This window comes from Sphingobacterium lactis (assembly GCF_011046555.1).
GTDB classification, from domain to species: domain Bacteria; phylum Bacteroidota; class Bacteroidia; order Sphingobacteriales; family Sphingobacteriaceae; genus Sphingobacterium; species Sphingobacterium lactis.
Map to the genome: position 1 here is coordinate 1,652,693 of NZ_CP049246.1, position 20,615 is coordinate 1,673,307.

General features: G+C 47.0%; 20 protein-coding genes. 17 read left to right on the plus strand and 3 right to left on the minus strand.

Annotated features, from left to right (window positions below; genetic code table 11):
• Positions 1–3 precede the first annotated feature (3 nt).
• The 12 genes from G6N79_RS07185 (at position 4) to G6N79_RS07240 (ending at position 15,530) form a co-directional block, all read left to right on the plus strand.
• Positions 4–2,130 (plus strand): penicillin-binding protein, encoded by a 2,127-nt coding sequence (locus G6N79_RS07185; protein ID WP_103906993.1) that lies wholly within the window; start codon positions 4–6, stop codon positions 2,128–2,130.
• Position 2,131: 1 nt separating this feature from the next.
• A complete protein-coding gene (locus G6N79_RS07190; RefSeq protein ID WP_103906994.1) occupies positions 2,132–3,589 on the plus strand; it encodes a UDP-N-acetylmuramoyl-L-alanyl-D-glutamate--2,6-diaminopimelate ligase in 1,458 nt (485 codons plus the stop codon).
• 5 nt (positions 3,590–3,594) lie between these two features.
• On the plus strand, positions 3,595–4,839 hold the full coding sequence (mraY, locus tag G6N79_RS07195; protein WP_103906995.1) for a phospho-N-acetylmuramoyl-pentapeptide-transferase: 1,245 nt from the start codon (positions 3,595–3,597) through the stop codon (positions 4,837–4,839).
• A gap of 4 nt (positions 4,840–4,843) precedes the next feature.
• The gene (murD, locus tag G6N79_RS07200; protein WP_103906996.1) at positions 4,844–6,217 is read left to right on the plus strand and encodes a UDP-N-acetylmuramoyl-L-alanine--D-glutamate ligase; all 1,374 of its coding nucleotides are present in this window, start codon (positions 4,844–4,846) and stop codon (positions 6,215–6,217) included.
• Between the two features lie 15 nt (positions 6,218–6,232).
• A complete protein-coding gene (locus G6N79_RS07205; RefSeq protein ID WP_103906997.1) occupies positions 6,233–7,429 on the plus strand; it encodes an FtsW/RodA/SpoVE family cell cycle protein in 1,197 nt (398 codons plus the stop codon).
• A gap of 12 nt (positions 7,430–7,441) precedes the next feature.
• Positions 7,442–8,539, plus strand: coding sequence for an undecaprenyldiphospho-muramoylpentapeptide beta-N-acetylglucosaminyltransferase (murG, locus tag G6N79_RS07210; protein ID WP_103906998.1), 1,098 nt, complete (start codon positions 7,442–7,444; stop codon positions 8,537–8,539).
• A 4-nt stretch (positions 8,540–8,543) separates the two neighbouring features.
• Positions 8,544–9,902, plus strand: coding sequence for a UDP-N-acetylmuramate--L-alanine ligase (gene murC, locus G6N79_RS07215; protein WP_103906999.1), 1,359 nt, complete (start codon positions 8,544–8,546; stop codon positions 9,900–9,902).
• Entirely contained in the window at positions 9,892–10,719 is an 828-nt protein-coding gene (locus G6N79_RS07220) for a cell division protein FtsQ (RefSeq protein ID WP_103907000.1), read from the plus strand. The genes murC and G6N79_RS07220 overlap by 11 nt, the downstream gene beginning before the upstream one ends.
• Before the next feature lie 45 nt (positions 10,720–10,764).
• Positions 10,765–12,147, plus strand: a complete 1,383-nt coding sequence (ftsA, locus tag G6N79_RS07225) for a cell division protein FtsA (protein ID WP_103907001.1) — start codon at positions 10,765–10,767, stop codon at positions 12,145–12,147.
• A gap of 141 nt (positions 12,148–12,288) precedes the next feature.
• Positions 12,289–13,992, plus strand: a complete 1,704-nt coding sequence (gene ftsZ / locus G6N79_RS07230) for a cell division protein FtsZ (RefSeq protein ID WP_103907002.1) — start codon at positions 12,289–12,291, stop codon at positions 13,990–13,992.
• A 130-nt stretch (positions 13,993–14,122) separates the two neighbouring features.
• A complete protein-coding gene (locus G6N79_RS07235) occupies positions 14,123–14,308 on the plus strand; it encodes a histone H1 (RefSeq protein ID WP_103907134.1) in 186 nt (61 codons plus the stop codon).
• Between the two features lie 82 nt (positions 14,309–14,390).
• On the plus strand, positions 14,391–15,530 hold the full coding sequence (locus tag G6N79_RS07240) for a sugar phosphate isomerase/epimerase family protein (protein WP_103907003.1): 1,140 nt from the start codon (positions 14,391–14,393) through the stop codon (positions 15,528–15,530).
• Between the two features lie 20 nt (positions 15,531–15,550).
• Here G6N79_RS07240 and G6N79_RS07245 read toward each other — a convergent pair whose 3' ends face one another.
• Positions 15,551–16,195, minus strand: a complete 645-nt coding sequence (locus G6N79_RS07245; RefSeq protein ID WP_103907004.1) for a response regulator — start codon at positions 16,193–16,195, stop codon at positions 15,551–15,553.
• 282 nt (positions 16,196–16,477) lie between these two features.
• Here G6N79_RS07245 and mscL point away from each other — a divergent pair, with 282 nt between their 5' ends.
• The 5 genes from mscL to tsaB all read left to right on the plus strand — a co-directional run bounded on the left by mscL (position 16,478) and on the right by tsaB (position 18,624).
• Positions 16,478–16,885: a large-conductance mechanosensitive channel protein MscL gene (mscL, locus tag G6N79_RS07250; RefSeq protein WP_103907005.1), complete on the plus strand. Its 408-nt coding sequence runs from the start codon at positions 16,478–16,480 to the stop codon at positions 16,883–16,885.
• 171 nt (positions 16,886–17,056) lie between these two features.
• Entirely contained in the window at positions 17,057–17,215 is a 159-nt protein-coding gene (gene rpmH / locus G6N79_RS07255) for a 50S ribosomal protein L34 (RefSeq protein ID WP_086947645.1), read from the plus strand.
• Positions 17,216–17,275: 60 nt separating this feature from the next.
• Positions 17,276–17,686, plus strand: coding sequence for a ribonuclease P protein component (locus G6N79_RS07260; protein ID WP_103907135.1), 411 nt, complete (start codon positions 17,276–17,278; stop codon positions 17,684–17,686).
• A complete protein-coding gene (yidD, locus tag G6N79_RS07265) occupies positions 17,649–17,903 on the plus strand; it encodes a membrane protein insertion efficiency factor YidD (RefSeq protein ID WP_103907006.1) in 255 nt (84 codons plus the stop codon). The genes G6N79_RS07260 and yidD overlap by 38 nt, the downstream gene beginning before the upstream one ends.
• A 4-nt stretch (positions 17,904–17,907) precedes the next feature.
• A complete protein-coding gene (gene tsaB / locus G6N79_RS07270; protein ID WP_103907007.1) occupies positions 17,908–18,624 on the plus strand; it encodes a tRNA (adenosine(37)-N6)-threonylcarbamoyltransferase complex dimerization subunit type 1 TsaB in 717 nt (238 codons plus the stop codon).
• Here the strand turns inward: tsaB and G6N79_RS07275 are convergent.
• Positions 18,619–19,524, minus strand: coding sequence for a magnesium transporter CorA family protein (locus G6N79_RS07275; protein WP_103907008.1), 906 nt, complete (start codon positions 19,522–19,524; stop codon positions 18,619–18,621). The genes tsaB and G6N79_RS07275 overlap by 6 nt on opposite strands.
• Positions 19,525–19,889: 365 nt before the next feature.
• Positions 19,890–20,498, minus strand: a complete 609-nt coding sequence (locus tag G6N79_RS07280) for an OmpH/Skp family outer membrane protein (RefSeq protein ID WP_103907009.1) — start codon at positions 20,496–20,498, stop codon at positions 19,890–19,892.
• Between the last annotated feature and the right edge of the window lie 117 nt (positions 20,499–20,615).

Genomic DNA, 20,615 nt, shown 5'->3' on the forward strand with positions numbered 1-20,615 from the left:
AACATGAATATTAGAAAGTCCATATTGATTCGGGTTTACCTGGCATTTGGCCTGATGGTGTTTGGTGCGCTATTGGTTTTCGGGAAGCTCTTGCATCTGCAATATGTGGATGGGGATGAGTGGCGTCAGATCGCGGATAGCTTGACCATCCGTGAGCGCGTGATCGAAGCGGCCCGTGGAAATATCTACTCCAATGATGGAAGTTTACTGGCTACTTCGGTGCCAGAATATGAAATACGGTTTGATGCGATGGCCATTCCATCCGAGCACAATGATGTATTCAATGCTCGGGTGGATTCTTTGGCCAATAAGTTGTCGAAGTTTTTCGGTGACAAATCGGCACGTCAATACCTCACCCAACTGAAGGCGGCACGTGCCAAAGGTCAGCGCTATATGCTGATCAAACGCGATGTGTCCCATCAGCAATTGAAAGTATTAAAGACGTTCCCTCTTCTTCGGAATTTTAAGGAAGAGAAGGAGCGTTTCTCGAGTTCATTGATCGCGGTTCGTGAGAACAAGCGCATTCTGCCTTTCACCAACTTGGCAGCGCGTACCATCGGGTACAAGAATACCAAAGGCGACACCGTGCGTGTGGGTCTTGAAGGTGCTTATGGCGATTACATCGAAGGGAAAAGCGGTGTGCAGTTGATGCAGCGTATCGCAGGGGGTGTTTGGATTCCGGTAAACAGGGAGGTGGAAGTTGCCCCAACCGATGGATCGGATATCATCGCAACCATTGATGTAAACATGCAGGATATGGCACAACGTGCCTTGGAAAAACAATTGATCACGAGTAACGCCGATAATGGTTGTGTGATCCTCATGGAAGTCGAGACCGGCGAAGTGCGTGCGATTGCCAACTTCACGAAAGATACAGATGGCGTTTACCGCGAGAAATTCAACTATGCGATTGCGCAGGGTGCGGATCCAGGTTCCACCTTCAAAGTAGCTTCCTATTTGGTGGCGTTGAATGATGGTGTTGTGGATACAAATACTGTAATTGATATCGGCAATGGTACTTATAAGGTTCCGGGTCATACCATCCGTGACTCCCATGCGCCGAAGAAATCCAGGGTAACCGTGAAAGAAGCCTTTGAGGAATCTTCCAACGTCGGTGTTGCGAAAATGATCAATACGCACTACGGTAAGAATCCGGAGAAATTTACGGGCAGATTGCATGAGTGGGGAATGAACCAGCCATTGGGCCTTCAGATCCCTGGAGAAGCCAATCCATGGGTCAAAATGCCTGATAGCCGCTCTTGGAGCAAGTTATCCTTGGTACAGATGGCGTATGGCTATGAATTGAAATTGACACCACTACAGACATTGACGCTATTCAATGCCGTTGCAAATGACGGTAGAATGGTGGCGCCATTGTTCGTAAAGGAAATACAACATTTGGGAACAACGGTTAAGAAATTCGACGCCCGCGTGATCAACAAACAGATCGCTTCTGAAGATGCCATCCGTAAGATGCAGGCCATGATGAAGGGCGTAATGGTGGAAGGTACAGGTAAACGCCTGACCAGTCCATTGTACACTTCAGCGGGTAAGACCGGTACGGCGCAAATGGCGGACGGTGCAAAAGGATACGGAGCACGCAGATACCAGTCCTCATTTGCGGGATATTTCCCGGCAGATAATCCGAAGTATTCGATGATCGTCGTGATCCGTAACCCAAGGAATGGATATTACGGTGGATCGGTTGCAGGACCGGTATTCCGGGAGCTTGCAGACATGGTCTATGCGAATGACCTTTCGCTGCATAAGACATTTGACAAGCGTAAGGTAAATTTCACCGGTGCGAAAGTGCCTTATACCTTACAGGGTTCCAAGGATGCGACAGCGAAGGTATACCAGATGCTGGGCATTCAATCCGTAAACTGGAATACGGTTGTGGATTCGGGGAAAGATTCCTCAAAACATACACCATCCGCATTTACGGTGTCGGAATTTAAGGAAGGTATTGTGCCGAACGTCGTAGGTATGGGCTTGGTGGATGCGATCTATGCGATGGAAAATGCAGGTTTCAAAGCGACCATCCATGGTAAAGGAAAAGTGATTAATCAATCGTTAGCTGCGGGTCAGCGTTTGAGACCCGGCACGAACGTACTCATAGAATTGAAATAATATGTTATTGAAGGACTTGCTACATGCTATACCGGTAACTGATTACCGTGGTTCTCTGGAAACAGAGGTGAGCTCGTTATGCTTGGACTCAAGAAAAGTACAGCAGGGCAGTGCCTTTGTTGCCGTACGTGGACACCAAACCGATGGCCATCTCTACTTGGGGAAAGCCATCGAACTTGGAGCATCCGTGTTGGTGGTGGAGGAGTTGCCGGCAGAAATCAATGAAGGGTTGGTGTATGTGGTGGTTGCCGATTCAGCCTATGCATTAGGTGTGATGGCATCCAACTTTTACGGCAATCCATCGGCGAAGTTGAAATTGGTGGGTGTAACGGGTACCAATGGAAAAACGACCATTGCGACACTGTTGTTCAACCTCTTTCAGAAACTAGGTTTCCATGTGGGTTTGCTATCCACTGTTCAGAATATGATCGGAGACCGGAAAGTGGAAGCAACGCATACTACGCCGGATCCCATTTCCCTGAACGCACTGTTGCGTGAAATGGTCGAGGATGGTTGTGATTATTGCTTTATGGAGGTCAGCTCCCATGCGGTAGTTCAGCAGCGTATTGCAGGCTTGCGATTCGTGGGCGGGATATTCAGCAACATTACCCATGACCACCTGGATTTCCACGGAACATTCGCACATTATATCAAAGCGAAGAAAAAGTTCTTTGACGATTTAGATCGCTCTGCATTTGCGCTGAGCAATATCGATGATAAAAATGGGTTGGTGATGCTGCAGAATACTTTTGCACACAAGAAAACCTATGGCCTTCACCAAATGGCAGACTTTAAGGCTAAGATCCTGGAGAACCACTTTGATGGTATGCTCCTGCAGATCGACGGACAGGAAGTTTGGGTGAAATTGGTGGGCGACTTCAACGCCTACAACCTATTGGCGGTTTTCGGTGCAGCGATTTTGCTGGAGCAGGAAACGGTTAAGGTCCTGACCGCATTGAGCGAGATAACCGGTGCCGAAGGTCGTTTCGAGACTTTGAAATCCAGTACGGGTGTCGTAGCGATCGTCGATTACGCCCATACGCCGGATGCGGTTGAAAATGTACTGGAAACCATCAACGGCTTACGCCAGGCAGGTCAGCAGATCTTTACGGTGTTGGGTTGCGGTGGTGACCGTGACAAGACCAAACGCCCCGAGATGGCGGAGGTTGCTGCCCGATTGAGCGACAAAGTCGTGTTGACTTCGGACAACCCGCGCTCAGAGGATCCAGCGACGATCATCAAAGAAATGGAAGTCGGCGTGCCGGCGGACAAGAAAAAGAACGTGTTTTCCATTACCGACAGAAGAGAGGCCATCCGTGCGGCATTCCATCTGGCACAGCCAGGAGATGTCATCTTGGTAGCTGGAAAGGGACACGAGAAATACCAGGAAATACAAGGAGTGAAAAATCACTTTGACGATAAGGAGGAATTAATAAAAATTTTTAACGATCACAATTAGTCTGCATGCTTTACTATTTATTCACTTGGCTTAACGAGTATATCCACATTCCGGGTGCTGGATTATTCCAGTATATCTCGTTCCGTACGGCCATGGCAGTTATTGTGTCGTTGATGATCACTACAGTTTACGGTAGCCGTTTGATCCGCCTGTTGCACCAGAAGCAAGTTGGAGAAACCATTCGCGACCTTGGTCTGGAAGGTGAGAAAAAGAAACAAGGTACACCGACGATGGGGGGGCTCATCATTATTGCGGGTATCCTGGTGCCGACGCTGTTGTTTGCCAAGTTGGATAATATTTACATCATCCTGATGATCATTACCACGGTGTGGATGGGAGCTATTGGTTTCCTGGATGACTACATCAAGGTGTTCCGCAAAAACAAAGAAGGTTTGGCAGGTAAGTTTAAAGTGATCGGTCAAGTAGGTCTAGGTGTATTGATTGCGATCACGATGTACTTCCATCCAGAGATCGTTGCCAGACAGCAGGTGACCAACCCCACTTCTTCCAAGCCTGTTGAGGTGGTGATTAACCCATCAACTGGAGAAAAGATTTACGCAGAGAATGTGAAGTCCACGAAGACGAACATTCCTTTCTATAAGAACAATGAATTTGATTATGCCAAGGTATTGGATGTTTTCGGCATCACGAATCCTTGGGCTACGTTCGTGGTTTTCTTGATTGTGGTCGTGTTCATTATCACGGCGGTATCCAATGGAGCCAATATTACCGATGGGATCGATGGCTTGGCCACGGGTACCTCGGCGATCATGGGGGTGACCCTGGCGATATTGGCCTACGTGTCGGGTAACATCATTTTCGCAGATTACCTGAACATCATGTTCATCCCGAATTCGGGTGAGCTGGTAATCTTTGCCGGCGCTTTTGTAGGGGCATGTACGGGATTCCTGTGGTACAACGCCTATCCGGCGCAGGTATTCATGGGGGATACAGGATCCTTGGCCATTGGTGGTATCATTGCTGCCTTCGCCATCCTGATCCGTAAGGAATTGTTGATCCCTGTATTGTGCGGAATTTTCTTGATCGAGAATCTGTCGGTTATCCTGCAGGTTTCCTATTTCAAGTATACCAAGAAGAAGTTTGGTGAAGGCCGTCGGATTTTCCTGATGTCGCCATTGCACCACCACTATCAGAAAAAAGGATACCATGAATCCAAGATCGTGACGCGTTTTGTAATCGTGTCCATCATCTTGGCAATTTTAACCATCGTAACATTGAAAGTAAGATAAACAGATGCCAAACATTGCACATACATATTACCCACAATCTGGACGCCTCGTTATCCTTGGCGCAGGAGAGAGTGGTGTGGGTGCCGCGATCCTGGGTAAGGATAAGGGCTTTGATGTATTTGTGTCTGATATGGGATCTATCAGCGATAAATATAAAGCGGATCTACAGGCGGAGGGCATTGCTTTCGAGGAAGGGCAACACAGCGAGGAGTTGATCCTCAACGCTGACCTTGTCGTAAAGAGCCCCGGCATTCCGGAAAAGGCACCGATGATCAAGAAATTGAGAGCTGCGGGATTGCCCATTATTTCGGAGATCGAGTTTGCGGCACAATATACCGATGCCAAGCTGTTCTGTATCACGGGTTCGAACGGAAAGACGACCACCACATTGCTGACATATCATATCCTGAAAAACGGAGGTATGGACGTTGGTCTGGCGGGCAATATTGGCAATAGCTTTGCCCTGCAGGTGGCGCGTGAGCACCATGAAGCCTATGTACTGGAAATCTCCAGCTTTATGTTGGATGACATGTACCACTTCCGGGCCGATGTTGCCGTGATCTTGAACATTACACCGGACCATCTGGACCGGTATGACTATAAGATGGAGAATTATGTGGCTTCAAAGTTCCGCATGGTTCAAAATCAAACTTCCGCGGATTACTTCATCTACTGCATGGATGACCCGGAGACCATGGCCGCATTGGCAAAGCACCCTACTGCAGCGGTGCACCTGCCATTTACCTACGATTCCATGACGGAATTGGGAGCATACGTGGACACAGCAAAGAATATCAACATTTTAGTACCTAATAGAGACGCTTTTATCATGAATATTGAAGAATTATCATTGCAAGGCAAGCACAATGTTTACAACAACATGGCTTCGGGGTTGGTTGGAAAAATCCAGCAGTTAAGAAATAAGGCGATGATGGAGAGCATGAGTTCCTTTACGAATGTAGAGCATAGATTGGAACATGTGGCCATTATTGGTGGGGTGAATTATATCAATGATTCAAAAGCAACAAACGTGAATTCCGTATGGTATGCGTTGGAGAGCTTCTCCACGGATATCGTATTGATCATGGGCGGTGTCGACAAGGGGAATGATTACGAAATGTTGAAAGATCTTGTGCGCAGCAAGGTGAAAGCGATCATCTGTATCGGTAAGGATACGGGCCGTATTCATGAGGCATTTGAAGATGATACCGAAGTTATTGTGAACTCAGCATCGATGAGCGATGCCGTTCAGATTGCTTCCCACTTGGCGAAGAAGGGAGATACTGTTCTGCTTTCTCCAGCATGTGCAAGTTTTGATTGGTTTAAGAATTATGAAGACCGCGGCGATAAGTTCAAAGAAGCGGTAATGACTTTATAAAAAGAAAGGGGAACGATGGAATACATTTTTTCTAAACTGAAAGGCGATAAGTGGATCTGGATCATTGTGATCCTGTTATCCTTTTGGTCCTTGTTGGCTGTTTACAGTTCGGTAGGAACGTTGGCTTACAAGGAAGGCAAGGGTACGGAGCTTTATCTATTTAAACATTTATTTATCGTTGTTGCCGGTTTAGTGCTGATGTATCTGTCGCATAAATTGGATTACCGGTATTATGCGGGTATTTCCAAGTTATTGATGGTCATCACCATTCCACTATTGTTATACACCTTGGTGTTCGGAAGCAAGGTCAATGAAGCAAGTCGCTGGCTGACGATTCCGGTGATCAACCAGACGTTCCAGACTTCCGATTTGGCGAAATTGGCATTGATTACCTTCCTGGCGCGGATGTTATCCCGGAAGCAGGAAGAGATCAAGGATGTGAAGAAATCCTTCATTCCAATCATGGGGGCGGTTTGTTTTGTGTTCGTCCTGATTGCTTGGGCCAACCTCTCCACGGCATTGATGCTGTTCGGCGTGAGTGTGCTCCTGTTGTTGATCGGGCGGATCAGTTTCAAACAGATTGCAGTCGTATGCTTGGGCGGAGGTGTGCTCCTGATGTTGGTGATCCTGTTGGGGCCACGTCGTGCAACGTACATGAGCCGGATCGAAGGGTTCTTTAAAACAGAAAGCGTACATGACGGAAAGACGTCATTCCAGGACGATAAGAATTTCCAGGCGAACAATGCCAAGATTGCGATTGCGACTGGTGAGATGTTCGGTAAAGGTGTGGGCAATAGTGTGCAGCGTAACGTGCTGCCGCATCCCTATTCGGATTTTATCTTCGCGATCATTATCGAGGAATACGGAACGATAGGTGGGGCGGTGTTACTCTTTCTGTATATCGCACTGATGTATCGGTGCATACGGATCGTGACGCTGAGTCCGCGAGCCTTCGGGGCTTTTCTGGCGGCTGGGTTGGGCTTCAGCTTGACCATACAGGCCTTGGCCAATATGGCGGTAGCTGTCGGTTTAGGTCCGGTAACAGGGGTTCCGCTTCCGTTGGTCAGTATGGGGGGTACCTCCATCTTGTTCACCAGTGTGGCCTTGGGCATTATCCTGAGTGTAAGCCGGAACGTGGAGGAGTTGAAACAGGAAGAAGAAAAAGTTCCCGTAAAGAGCCCGAACAAAAAGGTTGTTGTCGGAACGATTTAATACGATTGAAAAATGGCGCATAGAATTATTATCAGTGGTGGTGGAACGGGAGGACATATCTTCCCTGCGATTGCGATAGCCAATGCGCTAAAGAATATTGCTCCGGATACCGAGATCCTCTTTGTTGGGGCCAACGGTAAGATGGAAATGGAGCGAGTGCCTGCAGCAGGATATGAAATCATCGGATTGGATATCGCTGGCATAAACAGACAATCTCCATTGAAGAATATCGGTCTTCCCTTTAAGATGATCAAAAGTCTGTGGAAGGCGAGACGCGTTCTTAAAGAGTTTAAGGCAGAAGCAGCCATTGGTGTTGGGGGGTATGCATCGGGGCCGTTGTTGATGATGGCCAACATGATGGGCTTACCAACAATCATCCAGGAGCAGAATTCCTATGCTGGGGTAACCAACAAGAAGTTGGGTGCCAAAGCCAGGAAAATCTGTGTCGCCTATGAGGGGATGGACAGGTTCTTTCCTTCAGAGCGTGTGCTTTTGACGGGAAATCCCATCCGTAAATCTTCGGTTTCGATCGAAGGCAAACGCGAGGAGGCCATGCATGCTTTCGGGCTGGATGCTTCCAAGCCTACGCTTTTGGTGACTGGAGGTAGCTTAGGTGCCCTGACACTGAACGATAGCATCAAGGCCGGGATCCCTGCTTTGGTCGCTGCCGGGGTGCAGGTGATCTGGCAGTGTGGCAGCTATTACTACGAGAAATTGCAGGCCGAATTTGGCGAGCAGCTTCCCGATAGCATCAAGCTGATGCCGTTCCTGGAGCGTATGGATTATGCCTATGCAGCTGCTGATGTTATCGTAGCACGTGCTGGTGCAGGGACCATTTCCGAGCTGTGCGTCATTGCAAAGCCCGTGGTGTTGGTGCCTTCGCCGAATGTAGCGGACGATCACCAGACCAAGAACGCCAATGCATTGGTGGTAAAAGGTGCAGCGCTGATGGTTCGGGATGTGGAAGCACGAGAAGGTTTGGTACCTGCCGTACTGGAATTGTTCCAGGATACCGAAAAACAGGCGGACCTGCGCGAGCAGATCGGCAAATTGGCCCTTCCGGATGCGGATGTGGTCATCGCACAGGAAGTTTTGAATTTAATAAAGTAACAATATGAATATCGACAAAATAAAACGAGTTTACCTTTTGGGGATTGGCGGAATCGGCATGAGCGGATTGGCTCGTTATTTTAGTCGTTTGGGGTGTGAAGTCGCCGGTTACGACCGAACTTCAACGGAGCTGACCAAAACATTGGAAGAAGAAGGGATGCAGATCACTTACACGGATGACTTGCAGTCCATTCCCGATGTATTCAAAGCGGCCAGTGAAGACACCCTATTGATTTACACACCAGCTATTCCCAAGGACCTTCAATTGAAGGCCTATTTCGTGGAAGCTGGGCATGAGCTTTTCAAACGTTCGCAGGTGCTGGGATTCATCTCTGCAAGCCGATTTACCATCGGTGTAGCCGGAACGCATGGAAAGACAACAACATCCACGATGGTCGCCCATGTGCTGAAGCACAGTGGATACGACTGTTCGGCATTTTTGGGTGGTATCAGCAGCAACTACCAGAACAATGTCCTTTTTGGGGACAACGATGTGGTGGTCGTGGAGGCAGATGAATACGATCGTTCCTTCTTGACGCTGCATCCGAATATTGCCATCGTGACTTCTGCGGATGCAGATCACCTGGATATCTATGGCGATGCGAATGAGTTGATCACGAATTTCAAACTGTACCTGGATCGCGTTGTTGAAGGCGGTACCAAGATCGTGAAGAAGGGGCTTCCTTTCGCTGGTGATATTGCTTACGCACGTGAAGAGGTATGCGATGCCTACGCCATGAATGTGCGCGTCGAAGATGGCGAGTTCTACTTCGATTACCATTCAGTGGATTTGGACATTAAGAACATTCACCTGGGTATACCGGGTTTACATAATGTGGAAAATGCAGTGGCAGCCGTTACGGTAGCCAAACTGTTGGGTATTTCCGCAGACAAAATTGCGGCGGCACTGTCGGCCTTCAAAGGCGTGAAGCGTCGCTTTGAGTTTATCGTTAAAGGCGAGAAAGGCATCTATATCGATGATTATGCGCACCATCCTGAGGAATTGCGCGCATTCCTGACTTCCATGCGGAAACTCTACCCGAACAAGAAACTGACGGTGGTATTCCAACCGCACCTGTTCACCCGTACGCGCGACTTCATCGATGGTTTTGCCGAAGTATTGGGTCTGGCGGATGAACTGTTGCTGATGGAAATCTATCCGGCGCGCGAGCTGCCTATCCCGGGGGTTGATTCCTCGTGGTTATTGGAGAAAATCGACCTGCAGAACAAACGCGTGGTGAGCCCTGAGGAGGTGCTATCCATCGTTGAAACAGAACAGCCAGAGCTATTGGTGACGGTAGGTGCTGGTGATATTGATAAATTGGTGAAACCTTTAAAAGCAATCATGACCGATGTTAAATAAGATCAGAAATATACAATGGCGCCAAGTCGCTTATTTTTTCTTAGGTCTTGTGGCTTTGGTCGGGGTCGGCATGTTGATGAGCTTGGTCAATAAGAAAGATCAGGTACAGGTATGTTCCGCTTTGAAAGTGATGGTCGAGGGGCAGGAGACCTTCATTGACCAGAATGATATCACATCAATGATCAAGGAGAAGTTCGGAACGGTCGTAGGGAAGCCCTTGAATCAATTGCCTTTGCAACAGATCGAGACAGAGCTGAAGAAATCGCCTTATGTTTCCGAAGCCGATGTGCATATGGATATGGATGGCACGATGCAGGTAGCGGTGCAGCAACGCGAAGTGGTGGTGCGCATCATCAGCCAGAATGGGCAGCAATATTATGTGGATTCCAAGAGTAATAAAATCCCGGTGACCCTGAAATATGTACCGCATGTAATGGTTGCGAATGGTTATATCAACGAAGGGTACAAGAAGGCACTGGAACCGGTGAAGAGTCAATTGGTGAAAGACTTGGTCAAGATCGTGGAAGACACGAAAGGCGACGACCTGTGGAGCAATCAGATCGTGCAACTGTACGTCAATGACGAGCGCGATATTGAAATCGTACCGCGTGTGGGCAGTCAGCAATTGATCATCGGCAATGCGGATTCGTTGAGCTATAAGTTAGATCGCTTGAAAAGCTTCTATACCCATATTTTGCCAAAGGTGGGCACGGATGCCTACAGCAAGGTGAACGTGAAATACAGCGGACAGATTGTCTGCGAGCGCAATGGCGATTGGTTTATCGATAGCCTGCAAATGAAAATGCACACTAAGTAATAATAAATAAGATATTTTAATAACATACAGCATCAAACACAGCATATGAAACCTAGAATTGTAGAAAACGAAAAAGAAAATCCAATCATTGTCGGGTTGGATATTGGTACGACGAAGATCTGCGTAACGGTAGGCCGTCGTAGTGGTTCGAACAAGGTTGAGTTATTAGGTGTAGGAAAAGCAGAATCTGCTGGCGTTAACCGTGGGGTGGTAGCGAACATCCAGAAAACGGTGACCAGTATCCGTGAAGCTGTTGCTGTTGCTGAAGGACAGTCTAACGTTGACATTAAGGTCGTGAATGTTGGTATTGCCGGACAGCACATCAAGAGTATTCAGCACCGAGGAATTTTGACCAAGAACGATGACGATGAAATTGGCCGCTTGGACATCGAGCGTTTGATTTCGGATATGTATAAATTGGTACTTCCTCCAGGGGAAGAGATCATCCATGTCTTGCCGCAGGAATTTACGATCGACAACGAACCGGGCATCAAGGAACCTATCGGTATGGCAGGTAGACGTGTGGAAGCGAATTTCCATATCATCTCCGGTCGTGTAACGGACATCAAGAACATCAAGCGATGTGTCGACAACTCCGATCTTGAAGTGTCTGATTTGGTATTGGAACCTCTTGCTTCCTCCGAGGCTGTGTTGGATGAAGAAGAGAAAACAGCAGGTGTCGTATTGGTCGATATCGGTGGTGGTACGACCGACGTGGCGATCTTCCACGAAGGTATTATCCGCCATACGGCTGTAATTCCATTGGGCGGAAATATCGTAACCGAGGATATCCGTCAGGGATGTGCCGTGTTGCGCAATCAAGCTGAGCAATTGAAAGTACGCTACGGTTCTGCCCTAGCGGATGAAAATAAAGATAATGAAGTGATCTGTGTACCTGGAATCCGTGGCCGTGAAGCCAAAGAGATTTCGGTTAAAAACCTAGCTTTTATCATTCAGGCAAGAATGGAAGAGATCATTGAGCACGTATACTACGAGATTAAGGCTTCCGGATATGAGGATAAATTAATCGCTGGTATCGTGATCACTGGTGGAGGTGCACAATTGAAGCACTTGGTGCAGTTGGTGGAATACATCACAGGTATCGACTGTCGTATCGGTTACCCGAACGAATACCTTGCAAAGACAGATATGCTGAACAAGCAGGCGTTTGATGAGTTGAAGAGCCCATTGTACGCTACGGGTATCGGACTCTTGATCAAGGGTATTCAGGCGATCGAAGAAGAGGAGATGCGCAATGAAGAGAAAACCACGAAAAAAGAAGCGCCAGTAAAAGAAAAACAGAAAGAAAACGTTAAGGATATTGCAGACGGTCAGTCTAAGAAAGAGGGTTGGTTTGCCCGGATCTTAGGTGACTGGATCAAGGACGGCGCGGACATCGATGACGATACGTTCATCGGAAAGAAATAATTATCAACATCGCTGTGTTTTTTCCACATTTTAACAAATGTGGAAAACTCTTGTTAAGATTTTGGTAATATTACATTAGAATTGTTGAATCAAGTTGCGTTAGCGTAATGGATTGAGGAAGAATTAAATAGGATAAAATATATGTCGATACAATTTGAAATGTTAAAGGAGAACTCATCAATTATCAAGGTAATTGGTGTAGGTGGGGGCGGTGGTAACGCAGTCAACCACATGTATAAGCAAGGAATTAGTGGTGTGGATTTCATCGTGTGCAATACAGATGCGCAGGCGTTGGAGCTGAGTCCGATCCCGAACAAGGTTCAGTTGGGTGCGAGCCTGACCGAAGGTATGGGTGCCGGAGCAGATCCTGACGTAGGTGAGAATTCCGCAATTGAGAGCATCGAGGATATCAAACGCATGTTGGGTACCAATACGAAGATGCTTTTCATCACTGCAGGTATGGGTGGTGGTACCGGTACGGGCGCAAGTCCTGTTCTGGCCAAAGCTGCCAAGGAGTTGGGGATTTTGACAGTTGCTATTGTTACTACTCCATTTACATTCGAAGGAAAGCGACGCCGTATGCAAGCCGAAGACGGTTTGGAAGAACTACGGAAATATGTGGATTCGTATTTAGTGATTTCCAACGATCGCCTACGGGAGATCTTCGGAAACCTAACGATGACTGCTGCATTTGCCAAAGCGGATGATATATTGACCACTGCGGCTAAAGGTATAGCAGAGATCATCACCATTCCGGGTTATGTGAACGTCGATTTCAAAGACGTGCGCACCGTGATGAACGATTCTGGTGTTGCCATCATGGGTAATGCCGTGGCAACGGGCGAACAACGTGCATTAGATGCTGTAACAGGTGCGTTGGCTTCCCCATTATTAAAAGACAATGAAATTGAAGGTGCTCGTTACATCCTATTGAACATTACTTCCGGTACACGTGAAGTAACCATGGATGAGGTAGCGATCATTACAGATTATATCCAGGAAAAAGCTGGTCTATCGGCAGACTTGATCTGGGGTAACTGTATCGATCAGAACTACGAAGAGGAACTTTCCGTAACGATAATCGCAACAGGTTTCCAAACTGCTGAAGAGCGCGTAAAGGAAAAAGAAAAAGAGAAGATCGCTATTCCCTTAACACCGGAAGTGCAGACTTCCGCATTTGTTAAGCCGGTTGCTACAAACCAGTTTGTGGAGCGTACGCAGTCTGAACCATCAGCCTTCGTAAAACCTTCAGAAACACCAGCTGCACCGAGTAACCCGCAGCCACCGCAGGATTTGTTCTCCAACAAAACATCGGTTGCTTCACAGGTGAATGCTGCTGCTGAAAAAAACGAACCTCAGGTTATCCGCCATACCTTGGAATTCGACGATAATTCCGATGTTGAAGAGGTAGAAGAGGATCCAAATCCACATGGATTTGAATTGAAGACTTCGGCTTCCATGTTCGAGTTCAAGTTACCAACTGTGTTTGATACCTACCAAGCGCCTGAAGAGGAAGAGGTAGAACCGGTAGCTGAGGTGAACGAAGTGGCACCGAAGGCAGAGATCGAATTGGAAGAAGCGAAAAAGGAAGAGACCAATTTTGAAGATCAATTGTTGAAAACAAAGGAACGCATCCTTCGCTTGAAAGAATTGAGCATGAAATTGAAGTCCTCCAACGGCCTTCAGGAATTGGAAAATGAGCCTGCTTACAAGAGAAAGCAAAAGCCTTTGGACGATGTTCCACATTCTTCCCAGTCGCAGGTTTCGCGTTTCACGCTATCCTTCGATGATGGAGAAACGGAGATCAGACCGAACAATTCCTTCCTGCACGATAACGTAGATTAATCTTATCCTATTTAATAAATTAAGGGTGGCCTGTGAAGGTCACCTTTTTTGTTTTTTATTTTAATTTTTGAAAAAAGATGCTAATTTTAAAGGTGTTACTAAAAAATTAAAACTTATAAATCTACAAATTATGGCAAGTATTGATAAATTCAAAGAATTGAAATCCCTAGTTGATGGGTTGGAAAATGATGCGGATAAGTTCTTCGCAAAGGGGAACAGTGCCGCGGGTACACGTGTGCGTAAAGGCCTGCAGGACATCAAGACCTTAGCACAGGATCTACGCCTGGGCATCCAGGAGCTGAAGAACAAGAAATAGTATTTCAGCACTCCTGTAACAGTTTTAAGCCCTTTTAGGGCTTTTTTTTATGAATTGTTGGCTAGGAATGATAAATTCGAGAATGAATCAAATCCAGAACCCGATATGGCTGATGAGCTCGGCCTACGACCAGCTTAATCAGGATGAATTGTTGGCGACAGCATCATCGGTAGGAGCACAGGGCATCGACCTGTGCGTCTTCCGGGAGGACGGTGCGCGCGCCGACCATACGGCCACCCATCTTGCCTATGGAAACTTTAGCCCCGAGGACGCCCTTGTTACAATAGCTAAATTTAACAGCAAAGGCCTTAGGCTCTCGCTTGGCGCCTTCGAGAACATGATCGGGGGTGATGTGTCCGAACGGATTAAAAATCAAAACCACCTGCTTAAATTGATCCGTATCGCTCACCTGTTGGGCGGGGATGAGAACGATGTGAAGGTTGGGACCTTCGTGGGCTATAACCATGAGTTGGGCCAGGAGATCGATGGGTTCCAGAAAAACCTGGATGAATACAAACGGGTGTTCGAACCGATCGTCCGCTATGCGGAAGATCTAGGGGTGACCATTGTCTATGAAAACTGTCCGATGGAAGGCTGGCGTTCCTCCCGGTTCACCACCACCTTCAACAACCTACCGGGTGTCTTGGCTGCACGGAAATTGATGTATGCCCTGATCCCGAGCAAGGCACACGGTGAAATCTACGATCCATCGCACGATATCTGGCAGCATACCGATCCGGTCGAGGTCATTCGGCAGATGGATATCTCCAGGCTCAAAAGAGTCCATGTGAAAACGACGCGCATGCACCGTAATCAATCGATCGTGGAATGGGGCGGTATGTACCCGATGCAGCATGTCGATGCTTCGCTGGCCGAAAGGGCAGGCGTGGCCATTCCGCAGAACGATTGGGATAGGCATCATTATACAGCCATGTTGCCAGGCTTTGGCGGAACGGACGATATGGATTGGAATGCCTTTGTGGAAGTGTTGCATCAACGCGGATTCCAAGGGCCATTCGAGATCGAGAATGAAGCGAAGAACTCCAAGGATACCCATAACCTTGCGGCCATCAATCAGGGCGCAAAGGCCTGCATCAGCTTCCTCTCGCCAATGCTCTGGTCGCTTACCGATCAAGGTTATGCCTACACTGCGCAACAACCCCTGCAGGAAGTCCACAGAAAGGACATTCCGGTGGAGACCATGGACAGGTTAAAAGCATAAAAAAAGGAATAACCGTACGGTTATTCCTTATCTGCGTTCATTTTGAACAAGGCTATTAGATCTGGGATGTTGTGAACGCCCAGTTTTTCGAAAATTCTACTTTTATAGGTGGAAACGGTCGAGGAGCTCAGGTTGAGGCGGTTGGACACCTCAATAATGCCCAGTCCTTCGATGAGGTGCCTGGCCACGTCCATTTCCCGATTGGATAATTTATAGAGTGGGTTCAGGCTATCGACCTTGGATTTGCTGGTTGTCAGTTTTTGGACATAGAGGTCCTTGATAGCTTCGGACATGTACCTGCCGCGTTCGAAGATGCTGTTGATGGCGTTGGTGAACTCGGTCATGCTGGTTGTCTTGTTAACATACCCAGCTGCGCCGGCTTCAATATAGCGCAAAGCATATAAGGTCTCGTCGTAGGAAGAGAATACCAGGATCTTCAGGTCGGCCTGGATTTCCAGGAGCTCTTTGATGACCTTGATGTTGTTTCCCCCGGGCATATTGATGTCCAATAATAAAAGGTCGAAGGTGGAGCTTTTCAGCTGAGAGAAGACTTCATCGTAGGTCTGTGCATGGACGATTTCTACAGCTTTAATCGTTTCCTTGATGGCTGTAGAAACACCCAACCTGACAATGATGTGGTCGTCGGCTATTAAAATTTTCTTCATAGAATCTAAATACAAAAAAGCTAAGTGCAACGCTTTTACTAGTTCAACCACATATTCAAGGATGGTTGATAAATTGTTTTTAGTAGTTAATTTGTTTCCTCAAATATAATAATTATATATCTTTTAGTTCAGTAATTTAAAATTTTTTACTTATAAAAGTTGAGTAAACGGATAAAAATAGTCAAAAATTTTTAAATATAATTTCAGTTTCTGAAACTAAACCCTTTTTTTTGCAGGCTATAACTATTAAATAATAATTTCACATTTAAACTAGAACACATTATGGGATTTTTAAAGGAGTTTAAAGAGTTCGCGATGCGCGGCAGTGTGATTGATCTTGCTGTCGGTGTGGTGATCGGTGGAGCATTTGGTAAAATCGTGACCTCATTGGTTGACGATATCATCATGCCACCGATTGGGTTCATCACAGGAGGCGTCGATTTCTCGAAAATGAAATATGTAATCAAGGAAGCGAATGAAGCTGCCGGTGTTACAGAAGTAGCGATTACCTATGGTAACTTCATCAACGTATTGATCCAGTTCCTGATCATTGCCTTCTGTATCTTTATCGTGATCAAAGGGATCAATTCTTTGAAGCGCGAGGAGCCAGCAGAACCGGAAGCAGCGCCTGCGCCGACCAAGGAAGAAGCATTGCTTACTGAGATTCGCGATATCCTAAAGAATAAATAAGCAAGCAAAAAGCTGAAAGAAGCAAATTATGGCGGTTTTACACCAAAATAATTTGCTTTTTTTTATTTATTAGTTTTTCACTGTTGCGTATTTGTGAAATAAACTTTATTTTTGCATTCCTCTTTTGAGGGATAAATTGATTAAAAATATTAAAACAAGCATAAAAGCGTCATGAAGAGAACATTTCAACCTTCGCAAAGAAAAAGAAGAAATAAACACGGATTCAGAGAGCGTATGAGCTCTGCAAATGGTAGAAGAGTACTTGCTTCTCGTAGAGCAAAAGGAAGAAAACGTCTTTCTGTATCTGACGAGTACCGCCACAAAGGTTAATCCAACTCTTGCCGGTGATTCATAGGTCGCGCTTTCATGGCCGGCTCTTACATCATCGAAATGGAAAAATATACATTTAAAAAAGAAGAACGATTATGCAGCAAAAGGTCCATCGATGACCTTTTCCATAATGGTTCTTCTTTTGTCGTATATCCTTTCCGGGTTGTGTACCTTGCCTATGAACCGCAGGAACGGCCATTCCCGGCGCAAGCCATCTTGTCCGTCCCCAAGAAAAGATTCAAACGAGCCGTGGATCGCAACCACCTGAAACGCCAGATGCGCGAGTGCTACCGCCAGCAGAAACATACCCTGTATGCTTTTCTGCAGGATAATGCGCTGCATATGTCGCTTGCCATTCAGTACGTTAGCAATGAGAAATTGCCCTTTGAAACCCTCAAGGCCAAAACAGCACAGCTATTAGCACGTCTAGAACATGAAATTGATCAATCTCATCTGGGAAAAGGGAATTAAGCTGCCATTGAAGTGGCTTTTCTTGCTTATCATCAGGTTCTATCAACTGTTTATCTCCCCATTCCTGGGAGCCAGCTGCCGCTACTCACCGACCTGTTCCCAATACGGAAAGGAAGCTATCCTGAAACATGGTCCCTTCAAGGGCGGATGGCTCACCTTCAAGCGGATTCTCCGTTGTAATCCATGGGGTGGTCACGGCCACGATCCAGTACCCTAAGCAAATGAAGTCGAACACCTACATCCTATCCATCGAAACAGCAACAAATCTGTGCACGGTTTCCTTAGCCAACCATGGTGAAACCCTCTTTTCCATCGTCGGGGAGGAGCCGAACCTGCATGCGACCAAATTGACGGTCTTCGTTCAGGAAGTTGTCGAAAGGGCAGGGCTTACCTTCGCCGATCTGTCGGCCATTGCTGTCAGCAAAGGTCCAGGTTCTTACACAGGACTGCGAATCGGCGTCTCTACGGCAAAAGGACTGTGTTATGCGCTCGATATACCTTTGATAGCAAATAATTCCCTGGAGGCACTTGTAGCGGGCTATATGGAGAAGTCAGATCGGGACCTGGATGGGGAAGTGTTGTTATGTCCCATGATCGATGCCCGTCGGCGTGAAGTGTATACCGCACTGTTCGATGCCCACGGTAGGGAACTTTCCGAAACCCACGCGCTTATCGTTGATGAAACGACCTTTGATTCTTACCTTGAACAGGGCAAGCAATTGATCCTATTCGGGTCGGGAGCCGATAAGTTCGCTGAAACATTTGCCCATATACCGGCCATTACAGTAGTACCGGCCTTCGAATCACTCGCTTCGCACCAGGATCGGATGGCATACGCCAAGTTTCAGGCTGCCGCATTTGAGGATGTCGCCTATTTCGAACCCTTCTACCTGAAGGATTTTGTGGCCACTACACCCAAGAAATCTCCCCTGCTATAGCCACCGCTTCCGCTTGAACCAGATGTAAATACCTATGGAGACCACTGCCATGGCGATCCATACGAACAGGTAGCCGTGCTTCCATCCCAATTCCGGCATGAACTCAAAATTCATCCCATAAACCCCCACGATAAACGTTAATGGCATAAAGAACACCGAGATAATCGTCAGGGTACGCATGATCTCGTTGGTATGGTTCGATTCGATATTGAAGTAGACCGACAGCAACTGCGCGGTATTTTCTGCAATATTGCGGTAGAGCGTGCTGGTCCGTGCATAGATATCGCGCAGATCCTGTGTATAGATGTTCCTGTATTCCGGCATGTGGAAGTAATCCACGATATCCTTGTACAGGGTCAGTACGATGCGGATCAGGTCAATCTGCCGCTTCAGGTAATACAGCCTCCGCAGGAAAGGCTTGCGCCGGTTATGGAGAAAGACAATCTCCTCGTAATCATCCAGCTTCTCCGAAAGTACATCGATGATCAACTTCTCGAACGTCTTCAGGGACGCAGACACCAGGCTGTTGACCAAGCTCTTGCTCGATTTCAGCTTCTTGTTGGTCGTGTCCATGTCGATCAGTTCGTTCAGGAAATTGATGTCGCCACGGTGAACCGTCAGGATAAAATCTTCGTCGTAAAAGATGGAAATCCGCAGGGTAAGGTCCATCAGGGTATCTGAGGTCTCCGGGAAGTTATCGGCAATGGAGCGGATGATCAGGAAATGGTAGTGCTCGAACTCCTCGATCTTTGGGAGATGCCCGATTTCCAGGCAATCTTTGATGGAAGCATCATTGAGTTGGTATTTTTCCTTGAGCCCATCGAAATCGGCCAGAATGGGGTCCGTGATGTCATACCAATCGTATCCGTGCAATTCTTTCTGGAGTATCTGCTTAACCATAGTTTACGGGTGAAATAAAGTTTAAATATAGCGGATTGGAATGAAATTTTGATCCGCCGCAAAGATTATGTCAGTAGTTGGGCAGGGCGGTGATATGGGTAGACCTTGTCCGACATGCGTCCGTGGTGCGTCCGAATTCCGAGCGTGGTGAGAGCGTGCCTATAGACACGCTCTCACCACGCTCTGACCACGCTCTGACCACGCTCTCATGTCGGACAAGGTCCGCCTGGAAGGTTGGGGATTCTGAGTGGATCCTTTGGGGTGTCATTTTGAAAATCAGGGTTGGTATCGGATTTAAGGCAGTTTTTGAGCATAAAAAAAGGGTTTCCCTGCGGAACCCCTTTTCTATTTACGGTTAGGCTAACTTATTTTTTAGCCGCGTTTTTGTCTTTGTATTCTTTGTTCAGCGCATCAAGTACGGAATTGGTGATATCCATAGCCGGGTCTGCATAAAGCACTGCAGGGTTGGTTTTGGAATAGGTCAATACCAAACGGTATCCTTTTTCCTCGGAGTGCTTCTTCAAGTAATCCGTGATTGCTGTGTACACTTTCGTGAATTCTGTCTGTTCTTCCTGCGCGATGGAAGTAGAAGCGTTCTGATCCATACGGCCAAGGTCGTTCTGGTGTCTTACCAGACGCTCTTCGGTTGCTTGACGCTCAGAAGCACTCATGGTTGCCGCTTTCTGCTGGTAGTCTGCCAATTCACGTTGGTAAGCCTGTCCCTTCGCTTGCAGGTCGTTCTGTGCTTTCTTCACTTTTGCTTCCAAACGCGTGCGCACATCCTTGAAATACTGGTATTTTTCAGATAGCGTATCGGAGTTTACATAGACGATTTTTTCTACGTTCTTTTCTACAGCTTCTGTTTTCGCTGCAGGCTCATTGTTCGTCGTTGTTTTTGCGGGCTGCTGTTGGTTACAAGCAACAATTGCTGCCGAAGCAACAAGACCTAACGTAATTTTTAAAATTTTATTCATTCTAATAGTGTATTTCGATTTTCTAAACGACAAACCTAAGATAAAAAAATTAAATTTTCTAGTATCCTCCGGAAAAGTGCTGAAAAAGTCCGTCTTAAATTATGTTAATTTACACCG

What these genes read in the sequence shown, in the direction of transcription:
- G6N79_RS07185 (WP_103906993.1), top strand. Translation starts at nt 4, where the DNA reads ATGAATATTAGAAAGTCCATATTGATTCGGGTTTACCTGGCATTTGGC.
- G6N79_RS07190 (WP_103906994.1), top strand. Translation starts at nt 2,132, where the DNA reads ATGTTATTGAAGGACTTGCTACATGCTATACCGGTAACTGATTACCGT.
- mraY (WP_103906995.1), top strand. Translation starts at nt 3,595, where the DNA reads ATGCTTTACTATTTATTCACTTGGCTTAACGAGTATATCCACATTCCG.
- murD (WP_103906996.1), top strand. Translation starts at nt 4,844, where the DNA reads ATGCCAAACATTGCACATACATATTACCCACAATCTGGACGCCTCGTT.
- G6N79_RS07205 (WP_103906997.1), top strand. Translation starts at nt 6,233, where the DNA reads ATGGAATACATTTTTTCTAAACTGAAAGGCGATAAGTGGATCTGGATC.
- murG (WP_103906998.1), top strand. Translation starts at nt 7,442, where the DNA reads ATGGCGCATAGAATTATTATCAGTGGTGGTGGAACGGGAGGACATATC.
- murC (WP_103906999.1), top strand. Translation starts at nt 8,544, where the DNA reads ATGAATATCGACAAAATAAAACGAGTTTACCTTTTGGGGATTGGCGGA.
- G6N79_RS07220 (WP_103907000.1), top strand. Translation starts at nt 9,892, where the DNA reads ATGTTAAATAAGATCAGAAATATACAATGGCGCCAAGTCGCTTATTTT.
- ftsA (WP_103907001.1), top strand. Translation starts at nt 10,765, where the DNA reads ATGAAACCTAGAATTGTAGAAAACGAAAAAGAAAATCCAATCATTGTC.
- ftsZ (WP_103907002.1), top strand. Translation starts at nt 12,289, where the DNA reads ATGTCGATACAATTTGAAATGTTAAAGGAGAACTCATCAATTATCAAG.
- G6N79_RS07235 (WP_103907134.1), top strand. Translation starts at nt 14,123, where the DNA reads ATGGCAAGTATTGATAAATTCAAAGAATTGAAATCCCTAGTTGATGGG.
- G6N79_RS07240 (WP_103907003.1), top strand. Translation starts at nt 14,391, where the DNA reads ATGAATCAAATCCAGAACCCGATATGGCTGATGAGCTCGGCCTACGAC.
- G6N79_RS07245 (WP_103907004.1), bottom strand. Translation starts at nt 16,195, where the DNA reads ATGAAGAAAATTTTAATAGCCGACGACCACATCATTGTCAGGTTGGGT.
- mscL (WP_103907005.1), top strand. Translation starts at nt 16,478, where the DNA reads ATGGGATTTTTAAAGGAGTTTAAAGAGTTCGCGATGCGCGGCAGTGTG.
- rpmH (WP_086947645.1), top strand. Translation starts at nt 17,057, where the DNA reads ATGAAGAGAACATTTCAACCTTCGCAAAGAAAAAGAAGAAATAAACAC.
- G6N79_RS07260 (WP_103907135.1), top strand. Translation starts at nt 17,276, where the DNA reads ATGGAAAAATATACATTTAAAAAAGAAGAACGATTATGCAGCAAAAGG.
- yidD (WP_103907006.1), top strand. Translation starts at nt 17,649, where the DNA reads ATGAAATTGATCAATCTCATCTGGGAAAAGGGAATTAAGCTGCCATTG.
- tsaB (WP_103907007.1), top strand. Translation starts at nt 17,908, where the DNA reads ATGAAGTCGAACACCTACATCCTATCCATCGAAACAGCAACAAATCTG.
- G6N79_RS07275 (WP_103907008.1), bottom strand. Translation starts at nt 19,524, where the DNA reads ATGGTTAAGCAGATACTCCAGAAAGAATTGCACGGATACGATTGGTAT.
- G6N79_RS07280 (WP_103907009.1), bottom strand. Translation starts at nt 20,498, where the DNA reads ATGAATAAAATTTTAAAAATTACGTTAGGTCTTGTTGCTTCGGCAGCA.